The sequence below is a fragment of the Pseudomonas sp. FW305-3-2-15-E-TSA4 genome, assembly GCF_058787295.1.
This window is the reverse complement of sequence record NZ_JBYSZP010000035.1, coordinates 1-15,586: the sequence shown is the minus strand read 5'-3', so window position 1 is coordinate 15,586 and position 15,586 is coordinate 1. Positions and strand designations below refer to the sequence as shown.

Below are 15,586 nucleotides of genomic sequence, written 5' to 3'. Positions count from 1 at the left end.
AAAACCATCGCGATGGAAGATGGTCTGCGTTTCGCTATCCGTGAAGGCGGTCGTACCGTCGGCGCTGGCGTCGTAGCTAAAATCATCGAATAAGCGGTTGTAATGTATTTTTCGGGCCGGCATAATGGTCGGCCTGATTTTGTTTTAGGTCAGTAGCTCAATTGGCAGAGCGACGGTCTCCAAAACCGTAGGTTGGGGGTTCGATTCCCTCCTGACCTGCCAGATTCACTCGGTGTGTCTGGCTTTCTTTTCACAGGATCTTCATAGATGACTCCTAAGGCTGAAGCTCAAGGCTCTCGCTTCGATCTGCTCAAGTGGCTTGTGGTAGCCGCTTTGGTGGTTGTGGGTGTAGTTGGCAATCAGTATTACGCTGCTTCGCCGATCCTGTACCGTGTACTCGCTTTGCTCGTAATTGCTGCTGTAGCTGCCTTTGTAGGCCTGCAGACTGCAAAGGGCAAGTCGTTCTTTGTACTGGTTAAGGAAGCGCGCACTGAGATTCGTAAAGTCGTATGGCCAACTCGCCAGGAAACCACGCAGACAACGTTGATCGTTGTTGCTGTGGTTATCGTTATGGCGTTGCTGTTGTGGGGTGTTGATTCCCTGCTCGGCTGGCTTGTTTCCTTGATTGTCGGCTAAGGGTGTCCCGTGGCTAAGCGTTGGTACGTTGTGCATGCTTACTCGGGTTACGAGAAGCATGTCATGCGCTCGCTGATTGAGCGCGTTAAGCTGGCTGGCATGGAAGATGGCTTCGGCGAAATTCTGGTTCCCACTGAAGAAGTGGTTGAAATGCGTAATGGCCAGAAGCGCAAAAGCGAACGCAAGTTCTTCCCAGGCTATGTGCTGGTACAGATGGATATGAATGAGGGTACTTGGCACTTGGTCAAGGATACTCCTCGGGTGATGGGCTTCATTGGCGGTACCGCCGACAAGCCTGCTCCAATCACCGACAAAGAGGCGGAAGCCATTCTGCGTCGCGTGGCTGATGGTAGCGATAAGCCGAAACCGAAGACTCTGTTTGAGCCGGGTGAGGTAGTTCGTGTTACTGACGGTCCATTCGCTGACTTTAACGGCACCGTCGAAGAAGTTAACTACGAAAAGAGCCGTGTCCAGGTGGCAGTGCTTATTTTCGGTCGCTCTACTCCGGTAGAGTTGGAGTTCAGTCAGGTCGAAAAGGTCTAGCTGAACAAGCATCCCAACCCCGCAGCCCTAGGCTGTGGGGTTTTGTCGTCACTGGGATAAACGCGCAAGTAACCGGGGAGCCTTTCGAGGCGTTCGAACCCGTAATTGGAGTGCCTCATGGCCAAGAAGATTACCGCTTACATCAAGCTGCAAGTGAAGGCCGCTCAGGCTAACCCAAGCCCACCTGTTGGTCCTGCTCTGGGTCAGCACGGCGTGAACATCATGGAATTCTGCAAGGCTTTCAACGCCCGTACTCAGGGTCTTGAAGCAGGTCTGCCGACTCCAGTGATCATCACTGTCTACAGCGACCGTAGCTTCACTTTCGAAACCAAATCCACCCCTGCTTCGGTTCTGCTGAAGAAGGCGGCCGGTCTGACCAGCGGTTCCGCTCGTCCGAACACCGTTAAGGTTGGCACTGTTACCCGTGCTCAGCTGGAAGAAATCGCGAAAACCAAAAACGCGGATCTGACTGCAGCTGATATGGATGCAGCCGTGCGTACTATCGCCGGTTCTGCTCGTAGCATGGGCCTTAACGTGGAGGGTGTGTAATGGCTAAGCTGACCAAGCGTCAAAAGGCTATCGCCGGCAAAATCGAAGCAGGCAAGGCCTACAACATTGTAGACGCTGCTGCTCTGCTGGCTGAGCTGTCGACTGTCAAGTTCAGCGAGTCGTTCGACGTTGCTGTAAACCTGGGTGTAGACCCGCGTAAATCCGACCAGGTTGTTCGTAGCGCTACTGTGCTGCCACACGGCACTGGCAAGACCGTTCGCGTTGCTGTGTTCACCCAGGGTCCAGCTGCTGAGGCCGCTCTGGCTGCCGGCGCTGACCGTGTAGGTATGGACGACCTGGCTGCCGAAATGAAAGGCGGCGACCTGAACTATGACGTAGTGATCGCATCCCCGGATGCCATGCGCGTTGTAGGTCAGCTGGGTCAGATCCTCGGTCCACGTGGCCTGATGCCTAACCCGAAAGTCGGCACCGTAACTCCAGACGTAGCTACCGCGGTTAAAAACGCCAAGGCTGGTCAGGTTCGTTATCGCACCGACAAAAACGGCATCATCCACACTTCCGTTGGCAAGATCGGCTTCGATGCCGTCAAGCTGAAGGAAAACGTTGAAGCCCTGATCGCTGATCTGAAGCGTATCAAGCCAGCTTCCTCGAAAGGTATTTACGTCAAGCGCGTTACCCTGAGCACCACTATGGGCCCAGGTCTGGTTATCGACCAGAGCTCGCTGGACGCGTAAGACAAAGGTTGGCGCGATTATTCGCGCCAATTGAAAGATTGGGGTCCCTGCCTGGCGGGGGCTATCCAAGACCGTAGGCGGCGCAAGCCTTAAACCACAAGCCTACGCAGATGGTGCTCCCGGTTCCTTACCGAATCAGACACCAAAACGACATTCGGTTTCGACCGAGTGAAACGGTAACAAGCAGGAGTTAAACCCGTGGCAATTAATCTCGAAGACAAGAAGGCCATCGTCGCTGAAGTCAACGAGGCTGCCAAAGTCGCTCTGTCCGCTGTCGTGGTTGATGCCCGTGGCGTAACAGTAGGCGCAATGACCGGACTCCGTAAAGAGGCTCGTGAAGCTGGCGTTTACGTACGTGTTGTACGTAACACCCTGCTCAAGCGCGCTGTTGCGGACACTGAATACAGTGTTCTCAACGACGTGTTCACCGGCCCGACCCTGATTGCATTCTCGAACGAACATCCGGGCGCTGCTGCCCGTATCTTCAAAGAGTTTGCCAAGGGTCAGGACAAGTTCGAGATCAAGGCAGCTGCGTTCGAGGGCAAGTTCCTCGCAGCTAATCAGATCGACGTACTGGCAACTCTGCCGACCCGTGACGAAGCAATTTCTCAGCTGATGAGCGTGATTCAAGGCGCTACCAGCAAGTTGGCTCGTACTCTGGCGGCAATTCGCGACCAGAAAGAAGCTGCCGCAGCCTAAGGCTCGTCAACTTCTCGCGTTTTTTGTTTATTTCGATGGTCGCGTAGGCCGTCCCCCAATTCAGGAATTGAGTCATGTCTCTGACTAACGAACAAATCATCGAAGCAATCGGCCAGAAATCCGTAGTGGAAATCGTTGAGCTGATCAAAGCGATGGAAGAAACCTTCGGTGTTACCGCTGCTGCTGCTTCGGCTGGCCCAGCTGTAGCTGCTGCTGCTGTTGAAGAGCAAACCGAGTTCAACGTTGTTCTGCTGGAAGCTGGCGAGAAGAAGGTTAACGTGATCAAGGCAGTTCGTGAACTGACCGGTCTGGGCCTGAAAGAAGCCAAAGAGAAAGTAGACGGCGCTCCTCAGGTTGTAGCTGAAGGCGTTTCGAAAGAAGCTGCTGAAGACGCTAAGAAGAAGCTGGAAGAAGCAGGCGCTAAAGTCGAGCTGAAATAAGTATCGACTTTGCTCCTCCAGCCCGAGCGTCAAGCGACAGGCTGATGGCTGGTGGCTCTTGCCACCGGCCTTTTTCCGTTATTGGCAGCCGACTGGGTCGGTGCTGATAACGGCGCTGTAACCACCCGATGCGGTGGCGCAAACCATGGGGTTTGCACGATTTTCTGGCTGCTCCCGTCGGGAGGGGCCAAACAAGCAGGTGACCAAGCTGGGGAACGCTGATGGCTTACTCATATACTGAGAAAAAACGTATCCGCAAGGACTTTAGCAAGTTGCCGGACGTCATGGATGTGCCGTACCTCCTGGCCATCCAGCTGGATTCGTATCGTGAATTCTTGCAAGCGGGAGCGACTAAAGATCAGTTCCGCGACGTGGGCCTGCATGCGGCCTTCAAATCCGTTTTCCCGATCATCAGCTACTCCGGCAATGCTGCGCTGGAGTACGTCGGTTATCGCCTGGGCGAACCGGCATTTGATGTCAAAGAATGCGTATTGCGCGGTGTAACTTTCGCCGTACCTTTGCGGGTAAAAGTGCGCCTGATCATTTTCGACAAAGAATCGTCGAACAAAGCGATCAAGGACATCAAAGAGCAAGAAGTCTACATGGGCGAAATCCCATTGATGACTGAGAACGGTACCTTCGTAATCAACGGTACCGAGCGTGTTATCGTTTCCCAGCTGCACCGTTCCCCGGGCGTGTTCTTTGACCACGACCGCGGCAAGACGCACAGTTCCGGTAAACTGCTGTACTCCGCGCGCATCATTCCTTACCGCGGTTCGTGGCTGGACTTCGAGTTCGACCCGAAAGACTGCGTGTTCGTGCGTATCGACCGTCGTCGCAAGCTGCCGGCCTCGGTACTGCTGCGCGCGCTCGGCTACACCACCGAAGAAGTGCTGGACGCTTTCTACACCACCAACGTATTCCACGTTAAAGGCGAAGGCCTGAGCCTGGAACTGGTGCCTCAGCGTCTGCGCGGTGAAGTGGCTGTCCTCGATATCCAGGACGATAAAGGCAAGGTTATTGTCGAGCAGGGCCGTCGTATTACTGCCCGCCACATCAACCAGCTGGAAAAGGCCGGGATCAAAGAGCTGGACGTGCCTCTGGACTACGTCCTGGGTCGCACCACCGCCAAGGTCATCGTGCATCCGGCTACCGGCGAAATCCTGGCAGAGTGCAACACCGAGCTGTCGACCGAAGTCCTGGCGAAAATCGCCAAGGCCGGCGTTGTTCGCATCGAAACTCTGTACACCAACGACATCGACTGCGGTCCGTTCATCTCCGACACGCTGAAGATCGACTCCACCAGCAACCAATTGGAAGCACTGGTCGAGATCTATCGCATGATGCGTCCAGGCGAACCGCCGACCAAAGACGCTGCCGAGACCCTGTTCAACAACCTGTTCTTCAGCCCTGAGCGCTATGACCTGTCTGCGGTCGGCCGGATGAAGTTCAACCGTCGTATCGGTCGTACCGAGATCGAAGGTTCGGGCGTGCTGTGCAAGGAAGACATCGTCGCGGTCCTGAAGACTCTGGTCGACATCCGTAACGGTAAAGGCATCGTCGATGACATCGACCACCTGGGTAACCGTCGTGTTCGCTGCGTAGGCGAAATGGCCGAGAACCAGTTCCGCGTTGGCCTGGTACGTGTTGAGCGTGCGGTCAAAGAGCGTCTGTCGATGGCTGAAAGCGAAGGCCTGATGCCGCAAGACCTGATCAACGCCAAGCCAGTGGCTGCGGCGGTGAAGGAGTTCTTCGGTTCCAGCCAGCTCTCGCAGTTCATGGACCAGAACAACCCGCTGTCCGAGATCACCCACAAGCGTCGTGTCTCTGCACTCGGCCCTGGCGGTCTGACTCGTGAGCGCGCAGGCTTTGAAGTCCGTGACGTACACCCGACTCACTATGGTCGTGTCTGCCCGATTGAAACGCCGGAAGGTCCGAACATTGGTCTGATCAACTCCCTGGCTGCTTATGCCCGCACCAACCAGTACGGCTTCCTGGAAAGCCCGTACCGTGTGGTGAAAGAGGGTGTAGTCACCGACGAGATCGTGTTCCTGTCCGCCATTGAAGAAGCCGATCATGTGATCGCGCAGGCTTCGGCGACCATGAACGAGCAGAAAGTCCTGATCGACGAACTGGTAGCCGTACGTCACCTGAACGAATTCACCGTCAAGGCGCCGGAAGACGTCACCCTGATGGACGTTTCGCCGAAGCAGGTAGTTTCGGTTGCAGCGTCGCTGATTCCGTTCCTCGAGCACGACGACGCCAACCGTGCGTTGATGGGTTCGAACATGCAGCGTCAAGCTGTACCAACCCTGCGCGCTGACAAGCCGCTGGTAGGTACGGGCATGGAGCGTAACGTGGCTCGCGACTCCGGCGTTTGCGTCGTGGCTCGTCGTGGCGGCGTGATCGACTCCGTTGATGCCAGCCGTATCGTGGTTCGTGTTGCTGATGACGAAGTTGAAACCGGTGAAGCCGGTGTCGACATCTACAACCTGACCAAATACACCCGCTCGAACCAGAACACCTGCATCAACCAGCGTCCGCTGGTGAGCAAGGGTGATCGCGTTCAGCGTAGCGACATCATGGCCGACGGCCCGTCCACCGACATGGGTGAGCTGGCACTGGGTCAGAACATGCGCATCGCGTTCATGGCATGGAACGGCTTCAACTTCGAAGACTCCATCTGCCTGTCCGAGCGTGTGGTTCAGGAAGACCGCTTCACCACGATCCACATTCAGGAACTGACCTGTGTGGCCCGTGACACCAAGCTTGGCCCAGAGGAAATCACTGCGGACATCCCGAACGTGGGTGAGGCTGCACTGAACAAGCTGGACGAAGCCGGTATCGTTTATGTAGGTGCTGAAGTAGGCGCAGGCGACATCCTGGTGGGCAAGGTCACTCCGAAAGGCGAGACCCAACTGACTCCGGAAGAAAAACTGCTGCGTGCGATCTTCGGTGAAAAAGCCAGCGACGTTAAAGACACCTCCCTGCGTGTACCTACCGGTACCAAAGGTACTGTCATCGACGTACAGGTCTTCACCCGCGACGGCGTTGAGCGTGATGCTCGTGCTCTGTCGATCGAGAAGTCCCAGCTGGACGAGATCCGCAAGGATCTGAACGAAGAGTTCCGTATCGTTGAAGGCGCAACCTTCGAACGTCTGCGCTCCGCTCTGGTAGGCCACAAGGCTGAAGGCGGCGCCGGTCTGAAGAAAGGTCAGGACATCACCGACGAAGTTCTCGACGGTCTTGAGCATGGTCAGTGGTTCAAACTGCGCATGGCTGAAGATGCTCTGAACGAGCAGCTCGAGAAGGCTCAGGCCTACATCGTTGATCGCCGCCGTCTGCTGGACGACAAGTTCGAAGACAAGAAGCGCAAACTGCAGCAGGGCGATGACCTTGCTCCAGGCGTGCTGAAAATCGTCAAGGTTTACCTGGCAATCCGTCGTCGCATTCAGCCGGGCGACAAGATGGCCGGTCGTCACGGTAACAAAGGTGTGGTCTCCGTGATCATGCCGGTTGAAGACATGCCGCACGATGCCAATGGCACCCCGGTCGACGTCGTCCTCAACCCGTTGGGCGTACCTTCGCGTATGAACGTTGGTCAGATCCTTGAAACCCACCTGGGCCTCGCGGCCAAAGGTCTGGGCGAGAAGATCAACCGGATGGTCGAAGAGCAGCGTAAAGTCGCTGAACTGCGTACCTTCCTGGACGAGATCTACAACCAGATCGGCGGTCGTAACGAAGATCTGGACAGCTTCTCCGATCAGGAAATCCTGGATCTGGCGAAAAACCTGCGTGGCGGCGTTCCAATGGCCACTCCAGTGTTCGACGGCGCCAAGGAAAGCGAAATCAAGGCCATGCTGAAACTGGCAGACCTGCCGGAAAGCGGCCAGATGCAGCTGACTGACGGCCGTACCGGCAACAAGTTCGAGCGTCCAGTTACCGTTGGCTACATGTACATGCTGAAGCTGAACCACTTGGTAGACGACAAGATGCACGCGCGTTCTACCGGTTCGTACAGCCTGGTTACCCAGCAGCCGCTGGGTGGTAAGGCACAGTTCGGTGGTCAGCGTTTCGGGGAGATGGAGGTCTGGGCACTGGAAGCATACGGTGCCGCTTACACTCTGCAAGAAATGCTCACAGTGAAGTCGGACGATGTGAACGGCCGTACCAAGATGTACAAAAACATCGTGGATGGCGATCACCGTATGGAGCCGGGCATGCCCGAGTCCTTCAACGTGTTGATCAAGGAAATTCGTTCCCTCGGCATCGATATCGATCTGGAAACCGAATAACACGTGACGCGATCGAGAGCGGGGCAGGACTGCCCGCTCTCTGCTCCGCCAGGAGGAAAGGCCTTGAAAGACCTACTGAATTTGCTGAAAAACCAGGGTCAAGTCGAAGAGTTCGACGCCATCCGTATCGGATTGGCCTCGCCTGAGATGATCCGCTCGTGGTCGTTCGGCGAAGTTAAAAAGCCGGAAACCATCAACTACCGTACGTTCAAACCTGAGCGTGACGGTCTGTTCTGCGCCAAGATCTTTGGCCCGGTAAAGGATTACGAGTGCCTGTGCGGTAAGTACAAGCGCTTGAAGCACCGTGGTGTGATCTGCGAGAAGTGCGGCGTTGAAGTTGCACTGGCCAAGGTTCGTCGTGAGCGCATGGCGCACATCGAACTGGCTTCGCCGGTTGCCCATATCTGGTTCCTGAAATCGCTGCCGTCCCGTATCGGCTTGCTGATGGATATGACCCTGCGTGATATCGAACGCGTTCTCTACTTCGAGAGCTACGTCGTTATCGATCCAGGCATGACCACCCTTGAAAAGGGTCAGCTGCTGAACGACGAGCAGTACTTCGAAGCGCTGGAAGAGTTTGGTGATGACTTCGACGCCCGCATGGGTGCAGAAGCTGTCCGTGAACTGCTGCACGCTATCGACCTGGAGCACGAGATTGGCCGTCTGCGCGAAGAAATTCCGCAAACCAACTCGGAAACCAAGATCAAGAAGCTGTCCAAGCGTCTGAAGTTGATGGAAGCCTTCCAGGGTTCCGGCAACCTGCCAGAGTGGATGGTGCTGACCGTTCTGCCGGTTCTGCCGCCAGATCTGCGTCCACTGGTCCCGCTGGATGGCGGTCGTTTCGCGACTTCCGACCTCAACGATCTGTATCGTCGAGTGATCAACCGTAACAACCGTTTGAAGCGCCTGCTGGATCTGTCCGCTCCGGACATCATCGTGCGCAACGAAAAGCGTATGTTGCAGGAAGCTGTCGATGCACTGCTCGACAACGGTCGTCGTGGCCGCGCTATCACCGGTTCGAACAAGCGTCCTCTGAAATCCCTGGCTGACATGATCAAGGGTAAGCAGGGTCGTTTCCGTCAGAACTTGCTCGGTAAGCGTGTTGACTACTCCGGTCGTTCGGTAATTACCGTAGGTCCGACCCTGCGTCTGCACCAGTGCGGTCTGCCGAAGAAGATGGCTCTCGAGCTGTTCAAACCATTCATTTTCGGCAAGCTGGAAATGCGTGGTCTCGCGACCACCATCAAAGCGGCCAAGAAAATGGTCGAGCGCGAACTGCCAGAGGTTTGGGACGTTCTCGCTGAAGTGATTCGCGAACACCCGGTTCTTCTCAACCGTGCACCGACCCTTCACCGTCTGGGTATCCAGGCGTTTGAACCGGTCCTGATCGAAGGTAAGGCTATCCAGCTGCACCCGCTGGTCTGCGCCGCGTACAACGCCGACTTCGACGGCGACCAAATGGCCGTGCACGTACCGCTGACGCTGGAAGCCCAGCTCGAAGCGCGTGCGTTGATGATGTCGACCAACAACATTCTGTCGCCAGCCAACGGTGAGCCAATCATCGTTCCGTCGCAGGACGTTGTATTGGGTCTCTACTACATGACTCGTGAAGCGATCAACGCCAAGGGCGAAGGTCGTGTGTTCGCGGATCTGCAGGAAGTTGACCGTGTGTTCCGTGCCGGCGAAGCCGCACTGCACGCCAAGGTCAAGGTCCGTATCAACGAAACCGTCAACGACCGTGACGGCAACAGCGTGAGCAACACTCGTATCGTCGACACCACTGTCGGCCGTGCGCTGCTGTTCCAGGTTGTGCCAAAGGGTCTGTCGTACGATGTCGTCAACCTGCCGATGAAGAAAAAGGCGATCTCCAAGCTGATCAACCAGTGCTACCGCGTGGTTGGTCTGAAAGAGACCGTGATCTTCGCTGACCAGTTGATGTACACCGGTTTCGCTTACTCGACCATCTCCGGCGTTTCCATCGGTGTTAACGACTTCGTTATCCCGGACGAAAAAGCCCGCATCATCGGTGCAGCCACCGACGAAGTGAAAGAGATCGAGAGCCAGTACGCCTCCGGCCTGGTAACCCAGGGCGAGAAGTACAACAAAGTGATCGACCTTTGGTCGAAGGCGAACGACGAAGTTTCCAAGGCGATGATGGCTAACCTCTCGAAAGAGAAAGTCATCGACCGTCACGGTGATGAAGTCGACCAAGAGTCCTTCAACTCGATGTATATGATGGCCGACTCGGGTGCGCGGGGTTCCGCAGCACAGATTCGTCAGCTGGCCGGTATGCGTGGTCTGATGGCCAAGCCGGACGGTTCCATCATTGAAACGCCGATTACTGCGAACTTCCGTGAAGGTCTGAGCGTACTTCAGTACTTCATCTCGACTCACGGTGCTCGTAAAGGTCTGGCGGATACCGCGTTGAAAACTGCGAACTCCGGTTACCTGACTCGTCGTCTGGTAGACGTGGCGCAGGATCTGGTTGTAACCGAGATCGATTGCGGCACCGAACACGGTCTGCTGATGACTCCGCACATTGAAGGCGGTGACGTTGTAGAGCCGTTGGGTGAGCGCGTACTGGGTCGTGTTATTGCCCGTGACGTATTCAAGCCAGGCACCGAGGACGTCATCGTTCCTGCCGGTACCCTGGTAGACGAGAAGTGGGTCGAGTTCATCGAGCTGAACAGCATCGACGAAGTGATCGTGCGTTCGCCGATCAGCTGCGAAACCCGCTATGGCATTTGCGCCAAGTGCTACGGCCGTGATCTGGCTCGTGGTCACCAGGTGAACATCGGTGAAGCGGTCGGCGTTATCGCTGCCCAGTCCATCGGTGAGCCGGGTACCCAGCTGACGATGCGTACGTTCCACATCGGTGGTGCGGCAAGCCGTACTTCCGCAGCCGACAGCGTTCAGGTGAAGAATGGCGGTACTGTCCGTCTGCACAACCTGAAACACGTTGAGCGAGTGGATGGCCACTTGGTTGCCGTGTCCCGTTCCGGTGAGCTGGCCATCGCTGATGACTTCGGTCGTGAGCGTGAGCGTTACAAGCTTCCGTACGGTGCTGTGATTTCGGTTAAAGAAGGTGACAAGGTCGACGCTGGCGCAATCGTGGCCAAGTGGGATCCGCACACTCACCCGATCGTTACCGAAATGAAAGGTACCGTGACCTACGTGGGCATGGAAGAAGGCATCACGATCAAGCGTCAGACTGACGAATTGACCGGTATGACCAACATTGAAGTACTCGACGCGAAAGATCGTCCAGCTGCGGGCAAAGAAATCCGTCCAGCAGTGAAGATGGTCGACGACAACGGCAAGGATCTGTTGCTGCCAGGCACTGACGTTATCGCTCAGTACTTCCTGCCAGCCAACGCCTTGGTCGGTGTTGCGGACGGTGCGAAGATCGCGATCGGTGACGTTATCGCTCGTATCCCGCAAGAAACTTCGAAAACTCGCGACATCACCGGTGGTCTGCCGCGTGTTGCCGACCTGTTCGAAGCTCGTCGTCCGAAGGAAGCGTCGATTCTGGCTGAAGTCAGCGGCACCATCGCGTTCGGTAAAGAGACCAAAGGCAAGCGCCGTCTGGTCATTACCCCGAACGACGGTAGCGATCCGTACGAAGAGCTGATTCCGAAGTGGCGTCACCTGAACGTGTTCGAAGGTGAACAGGTAAACCGCGGCGAAGTTATCTCCGATGGTCCAAGCGATCCGCACGACATCCTGCGTCTGTTGGGTGTGAGCGCGCTGGCCAAGTACATCGTGAACGAGATCCAGGACGTTTACCGTCTGCAAGGCGTGAAGATCAACGACAAGCACATCGAGACCATCCTGCGTCAGATGCTGCGTAAAGTTGAGATCTCCGAGTCCGGCGATTCCAGTTTCATCAAGGGCGACCAGATGGAGCTGACTCACGTACTGGTAGAGAACGAGCGTCTGAGCGCGGAAGACAAGTTTGTCTCCAAGTTCACTCGCGTTCTGCTGGGTATCACCAAGGCGTCGTTGTCGACCGAATCGTTCATCTCGGCGGCTTCCTTCCAGGAAACCACTCGCGTACTGACCGAAGCGGCAGTCACCGGCAAGCGCGACTATTTGCGCGGCCTGAAAGAAAACGTGGTTGTGGGTCGTCTGATCCCGGCCGGTACCGGTCTGGCATATCACAGCGAGCGCAAGCGTCGTCGTGATGCAGACAAGCCGTTGCGCGTAAGCGCCAGTGAAGTGGAAGCTGCACTGACCGAAGCGCTGAACTCGAGCGGTAACTGAGTTCTGCGGTAACTAAGCTGAGGCCCTGATCGCTCCGTTCGTCGAGTCGAGACAAATTGTCAAGGTTCGACGGGCGGGTAGGTCGGGGCCTTGCCTTGACTGGGGACAAGATCCTCTTTAGACTCTTGATCCCCTAAATTTGGCGGGAATCCGTTCCTGTCATTTTGCTTTTCTTGCAAGACAATAGCGTCGCAAGACAACAGTGGAGCTAGTAGATGGCAACTATCAACCAGCTGGTACGTCAGCCGCGTAAGCGTATCGTCGAGAAATCCGACGTGCCTGCGCTGCAGAACTGCCCGCAACGTCGTGGCGTGTGCACCCGTGTGTACACCACTACGCCGAAAAAACCTAACTCGGCACTGCGTAAAGTATGCCGTGTGCGTCTGACCAACGGTTTCGAGGTTTCCTCGTACATCGGTGGTGAAGGCCACAACCTGCAAGAGCACAGCGTGGTACTGATCCGCGGCGGTCGTGTAAAAGACTTGCCAGGTGTTCGTTACCACACCGTTCGCGGCTCCTTGGATACTTCCGGCGTTAAAGGCCGTAACCAGGGTCGTTCGAAGTACGGTACCAAGCGTCCGAAGTAATCGGTCGTTTTGCAGATTTTCATTTTATTGAGTCGATAAGAGTAAGGTCGGGCTTGCATCCAATGGATCTGTCCCGAACTAACCTGAAGACCGCTTGAGGGCTTATCATGCCAAGACGTCGCGTAGCAGCAAAGCGTGAGATTCTGGACGATCCGAAATACGGAAGCCAGATCCTCGCCAAATTCATGAACCACGTTATGGAAAGCGGCAAGAAAGCCGTTGCCGAGCGTATCGTTTATGGTGCCCTGGAAACCGTGAAGGCTCGTAAGGCCGGCACCGATCCCCTGGAACTCTTCGAAAAAGCACTCGACGCCATCGCTCCGCTGGTCGAAGTGAAGTCGCGCCGCGTTGGTGGTGCTACTTACCAGGTTCCGGTCGAGGTTCGTCCTTCCCGCCGTAACGCTCTGGCAATGCGCTGGTTGGTAGACTTCGCCCGTAAGCGTGGCGAGAAGTCTATGGCTCTGCGTTTGGCTGGCGAACTGCTGGATGCTGCTGAAGGTAAAGGTGCTGCTGTTAAGAAGCGTGAAGACGTGCACCGTATGGCCGAAGCCAACAAAGCTTTCTCGCACTACCGCTTCTAATTTTAGCTTCACTAATTTTGCGAGGGCTTTATGGCTCGTACTACTCCGATTAGTCGCTACCGTAACATCGGTATCGTCGCTCACGTGGATGCTGGTAAAACCACCACCACCGAGCGCGTCCTTTTTTACACTGGCAAAAGTCACAAAATGGGCGAGGTGCATGACGGCGCCGCGACCACGGACTGGATGGTTCAGGAGCAGGAGCGTGGTATTACCATTACTTCTGCTGCCATTACCGCCTTCTGGAAAGGTTCCGAGAAGCAGTACCCGCACGAGCACCGTTTCAACGTCATCGATACCCCGGGCCACGTAGACTTCACCATTGAAGTTGAACGTTCCCTGCGCGTACTCGACGGCGCTGTCGTTGTATTCTGCGGTACTTCGGGTGTTGAGCCGCAGTCGGAAACCGTATGGCGTCAGGCCAACAAATACGGCGTTCCACGTCTTGTTTACGTAAACAAGATGGACCGTGCCGGTGCCAACTTCCTGCGCGTGATCGGTCAGATCAAGCAGCGTCTGGGTCACACTCCGGTGCCGATTCAGCTCGCTATCGGTTCGGAAGACAACTTCCAGGGCCAGATCGACCTGATCAACATGCAGGCTGTTTACTGGAACGACTCTGACAAGGGTATGGTTCCTGTTCGCAAGGAAATCCCTGCGGACATGCTCGAGCTGGCTACTGAGTGGCGCAGCAACATGGTTGAGGCTGCGGCCGAAGCCAGTGAAGAGCTGATGAACAAGTACCTGGAAGGCGAAGAGCTGTCGATCGAAGAGATCAAGGCTGCTCTGCGTCAGCGCACTATCGCTGGCGAAATCGTTCTGGCTGTGTGCGGTTCGTCGTTCAAGAACAAGGGCGTTCCCCTGGTTCTCGACGCCGTTATCGACTTCCTGCCTGCTCCAACCGACATTCCAGCTATCAAGGGCTCGAACCCTGATAACGAGGAAGAGGAAATGGAGCGTCACGCAAGTGACGACGAGCCGTTCGCGGCACTGGCGTTCAAAATCGCTACCGACCCATTCGTGGGTACCTTGACCTTCGTCCGTGTTTACTCGGGCGTGTTGAACTCCGGCGACGGCGTGATCAACTCGGTTAAAGGCAAGAAAGAGCGCGTGGGTCGTATGGTGCAAATGCACGCAAACGCCCGTGAAGAGATCAAGGAAGTACGCGCTGGCGACATCGCGGCCCTGATCGGCATGAAGGACGTCACCACTGGTGAAACCCTCTGCAACGCTGACAAGCCAATCATTCTGGTTCGCATGGACTTCCCGGAGCCGGTTATTTCGGTTGCCGTAGAGCCTAAGACCAAGGATGACCAGGAAAAAATGGGTATCGCTCTGGGCAAGCTGGCTCAGGAAGACCCGTCTTTCCGCGTTAAAACTGATGAAGAGACTGGTCAAACGATCATCTCCGGCATGGGCGAGCTGCACCTGGACATCCTGGTTGACCGGATGCGCCGTGAGTTCAACGTCGAAGCCAACATCGGCAAGCCTCAGGTTTCGTATCGTGAGCGCATCACGAAGAACTGTGAAATCGAAGGCAAGTTCGTTCGTCAGTCCGGTGGTCGCGGCCAGTTCGGTCACTGCTGGATCCGTTTTGCTCCTGCTGATGAAGGTCAGGAAGGTCTGCAATTCGTGAACGAAGTTGTAGGTGGTGTGGTTCCTAAGGAATACATCCCGGCTATCCAGAAGGGTATCGAAGAGCAGATGAAGAACGGCGTTGTTGCCGGCTATCCGCTGATCGGCCTGAAGGCAACCGTGTTCGATGGTTCTTACCACGACGTCGACTCCAACGAGATGGCGTTTAAAGTGGCTGCTTCCATGGCGACCAAGCAACTGGCCCAGAAGGGTGGTGGTGAGTTGCTCGAGCCGATCATGGCGGTAGAGGTTGTTACGCCTGAAGACTATATGGGTGATGTAATGGGCGACCTTAACCGTCGTCGCGGCATGATCCAGGGTATGGAAGACACAGTGTCCGGCAAGGTTATCCGTGCCGAGGTTCCACTGGGTGAGATGTTCGGTTATGCGACCGACGTTCGCTCCATGTCCCAGGGTCGCGCAAGCTACTCTATGGAATTCAAAAAATACGATACGGCTCCGTCGCACATCGTCGAATCCGTAACCAAAAAACAAGGCTGATTCAGCCCCTTTAGGCTAGGAGTTAATTGTCGTGGCTAAAGAAAAATTTGATCGTTCCCTACCGCACGTCAACGTTGGCACCATCGGTCACGTTGACCACGGTAAAACCACTCTGACCGCTGCTCTGACTCGCGTCTGCTCCGAAGTTTTCGGTTCGGCCGT

Annotated in this window: 13 protein-coding genes and 1 tRNA gene; all 14 read left to right on the top strand. The window is 55.8% G+C overall.

Features of this window, described 5'->3' with window-relative positions; translation table 11 throughout:
- Positions 1-93: EF-Tu C-terminal domain-related protein (locus AC3WMV_RS28210; protein ID WP_449118062.1), on the top strand; the 93-nt coding region annotated here is incomplete at its 5' end.
- Positions 94-146: 53 nt separating this feature from the next.
- A tRNA-Trp gene (locus AC3WMV_RS28205) sits at positions 147-222 on the top strand.
- 45 nt (positions 223-267) lie between these two features.
- Positions 268-636: a preprotein translocase subunit SecE gene (gene secE, locus AC3WMV_RS28200; protein ID WP_041074957.1), complete on the top strand. Its 369-nt coding sequence runs from the start codon at positions 268-270 to the stop codon at positions 634-636.
- Positions 637-645: 9 nt separating this feature from the next.
- A complete protein-coding gene (gene nusG / locus AC3WMV_RS28195) occupies positions 646-1,179 on the top strand; it encodes a transcription termination/antitermination protein NusG (RefSeq protein WP_025113545.1) in 534 nt (177 codons plus the stop codon).
- 117 nt (positions 1,180-1,296) lie between these two features.
- Positions 1,297-1,728: a 50S ribosomal protein L11 gene (gene rplK / locus AC3WMV_RS28190; RefSeq protein ID WP_003228756.1), complete on the top strand. Its 432-nt coding sequence runs from the start codon at positions 1,297-1,299 to the stop codon at positions 1,726-1,728.
- Complete coding sequence (gene rplA / locus AC3WMV_RS28185; protein ID WP_003228754.1) at positions 1,728-2,423, top strand: 50S ribosomal protein L1; 696 nt, start codon at positions 1,728-1,730, stop codon at positions 2,421-2,423. Before rplK ends, rplA begins: the two co-directional genes overlap by 1 nt.
- A 198-nt stretch (positions 2,424-2,621) precedes the next feature.
- Positions 2,622-3,122: a 50S ribosomal protein L10 gene (gene rplJ, locus AC3WMV_RS28180; protein WP_003228752.1), complete on the top strand. Its 501-nt coding sequence runs from the start codon at positions 2,622-2,624 to the stop codon at positions 3,120-3,122.
- Between the two features lie 74 nt (positions 3,123-3,196).
- A complete protein-coding gene (rplL, locus tag AC3WMV_RS28175) occupies positions 3,197-3,562 on the top strand; it encodes a 50S ribosomal protein L7/L12 (RefSeq protein WP_007962228.1) in 366 nt (121 codons plus the stop codon).
- A 221-nt stretch (positions 3,563-3,783) separates the two neighbouring features.
- On the top strand, positions 3,784-7,857 hold the full coding sequence (rpoB, locus tag AC3WMV_RS28170; protein WP_027614262.1) for a DNA-directed RNA polymerase subunit beta: 4,074 nt from the start codon (positions 3,784-3,786) through the stop codon (positions 7,855-7,857).
- A 63-nt stretch (positions 7,858-7,920) separates the two neighbouring features.
- On the top strand, positions 7,921-12,120 hold the full coding sequence (gene rpoC, locus AC3WMV_RS28165; protein WP_027614261.1) for a DNA-directed RNA polymerase subunit beta': 4,200 nt from the start codon (positions 7,921-7,923) through the stop codon (positions 12,118-12,120).
- 215 nt (positions 12,121-12,335) lie between these two features.
- The gene (rpsL, locus tag AC3WMV_RS28160; RefSeq protein ID WP_003186084.1) at positions 12,336-12,707 is read left to right on the top strand and encodes a 30S ribosomal protein S12; all 372 of its coding nucleotides are present in this window, start codon (positions 12,336-12,338) and stop codon (positions 12,705-12,707) included.
- Positions 12,708-12,814: 107 nt separating this feature from the next.
- Positions 12,815-13,288: a 30S ribosomal protein S7 gene (gene rpsG, locus AC3WMV_RS28155; protein WP_003228745.1), complete on the top strand. Its 474-nt coding sequence runs from the start codon at positions 12,815-12,817 to the stop codon at positions 13,286-13,288.
- Between the two features lie 30 nt (positions 13,289-13,318).
- A complete protein-coding gene (fusA, locus tag AC3WMV_RS28150) occupies positions 13,319-15,424 on the top strand; it encodes an elongation factor G (protein WP_007962223.1) in 2,106 nt (701 codons plus the stop codon).
- A 31-nt stretch (positions 15,425-15,455) separates the two neighbouring features.
- A partial coding sequence (locus AC3WMV_RS28145; RefSeq protein ID WP_256671882.1) for a GTP-binding protein occupies positions 15,456-15,586 on the top strand: 131 nt, incomplete at its 3' end.

Bases quoted from the DNA above. Each gene is read 5' to 3' on its own strand.
- secE (WP_041074957.1), top strand. From the start codon at position 268: ATGACTCCTAAGGCTGAAGCTCAAGGCTCTCGCTTCGATCTGCTCAAG.
- rplK (WP_003228756.1), top strand. From the start codon at position 1,297: ATGGCCAAGAAGATTACCGCTTACATCAAGCTGCAAGTGAAGGCCGCT.
- rplA (WP_003228754.1), top strand. From the start codon at position 1,728: ATGGCTAAGCTGACCAAGCGTCAAAAGGCTATCGCCGGCAAAATCGAA.
- rplL (WP_007962228.1), top strand. From the start codon at position 3,197: ATGTCTCTGACTAACGAACAAATCATCGAAGCAATCGGCCAGAAATCC.
- rpoB (WP_027614262.1), top strand. From the start codon at position 3,784: ATGGCTTACTCATATACTGAGAAAAAACGTATCCGCAAGGACTTTAGC.
- rpsL (WP_003186084.1), top strand. From the start codon at position 12,336: ATGGCAACTATCAACCAGCTGGTACGTCAGCCGCGTAAGCGTATCGTC.
- rpsG (WP_003228745.1), top strand. From the start codon at position 12,815: ATGCCAAGACGTCGCGTAGCAGCAAAGCGTGAGATTCTGGACGATCCG.
- fusA (WP_007962223.1), top strand. From the start codon at position 13,319: ATGGCTCGTACTACTCCGATTAGTCGCTACCGTAACATCGGTATCGTC.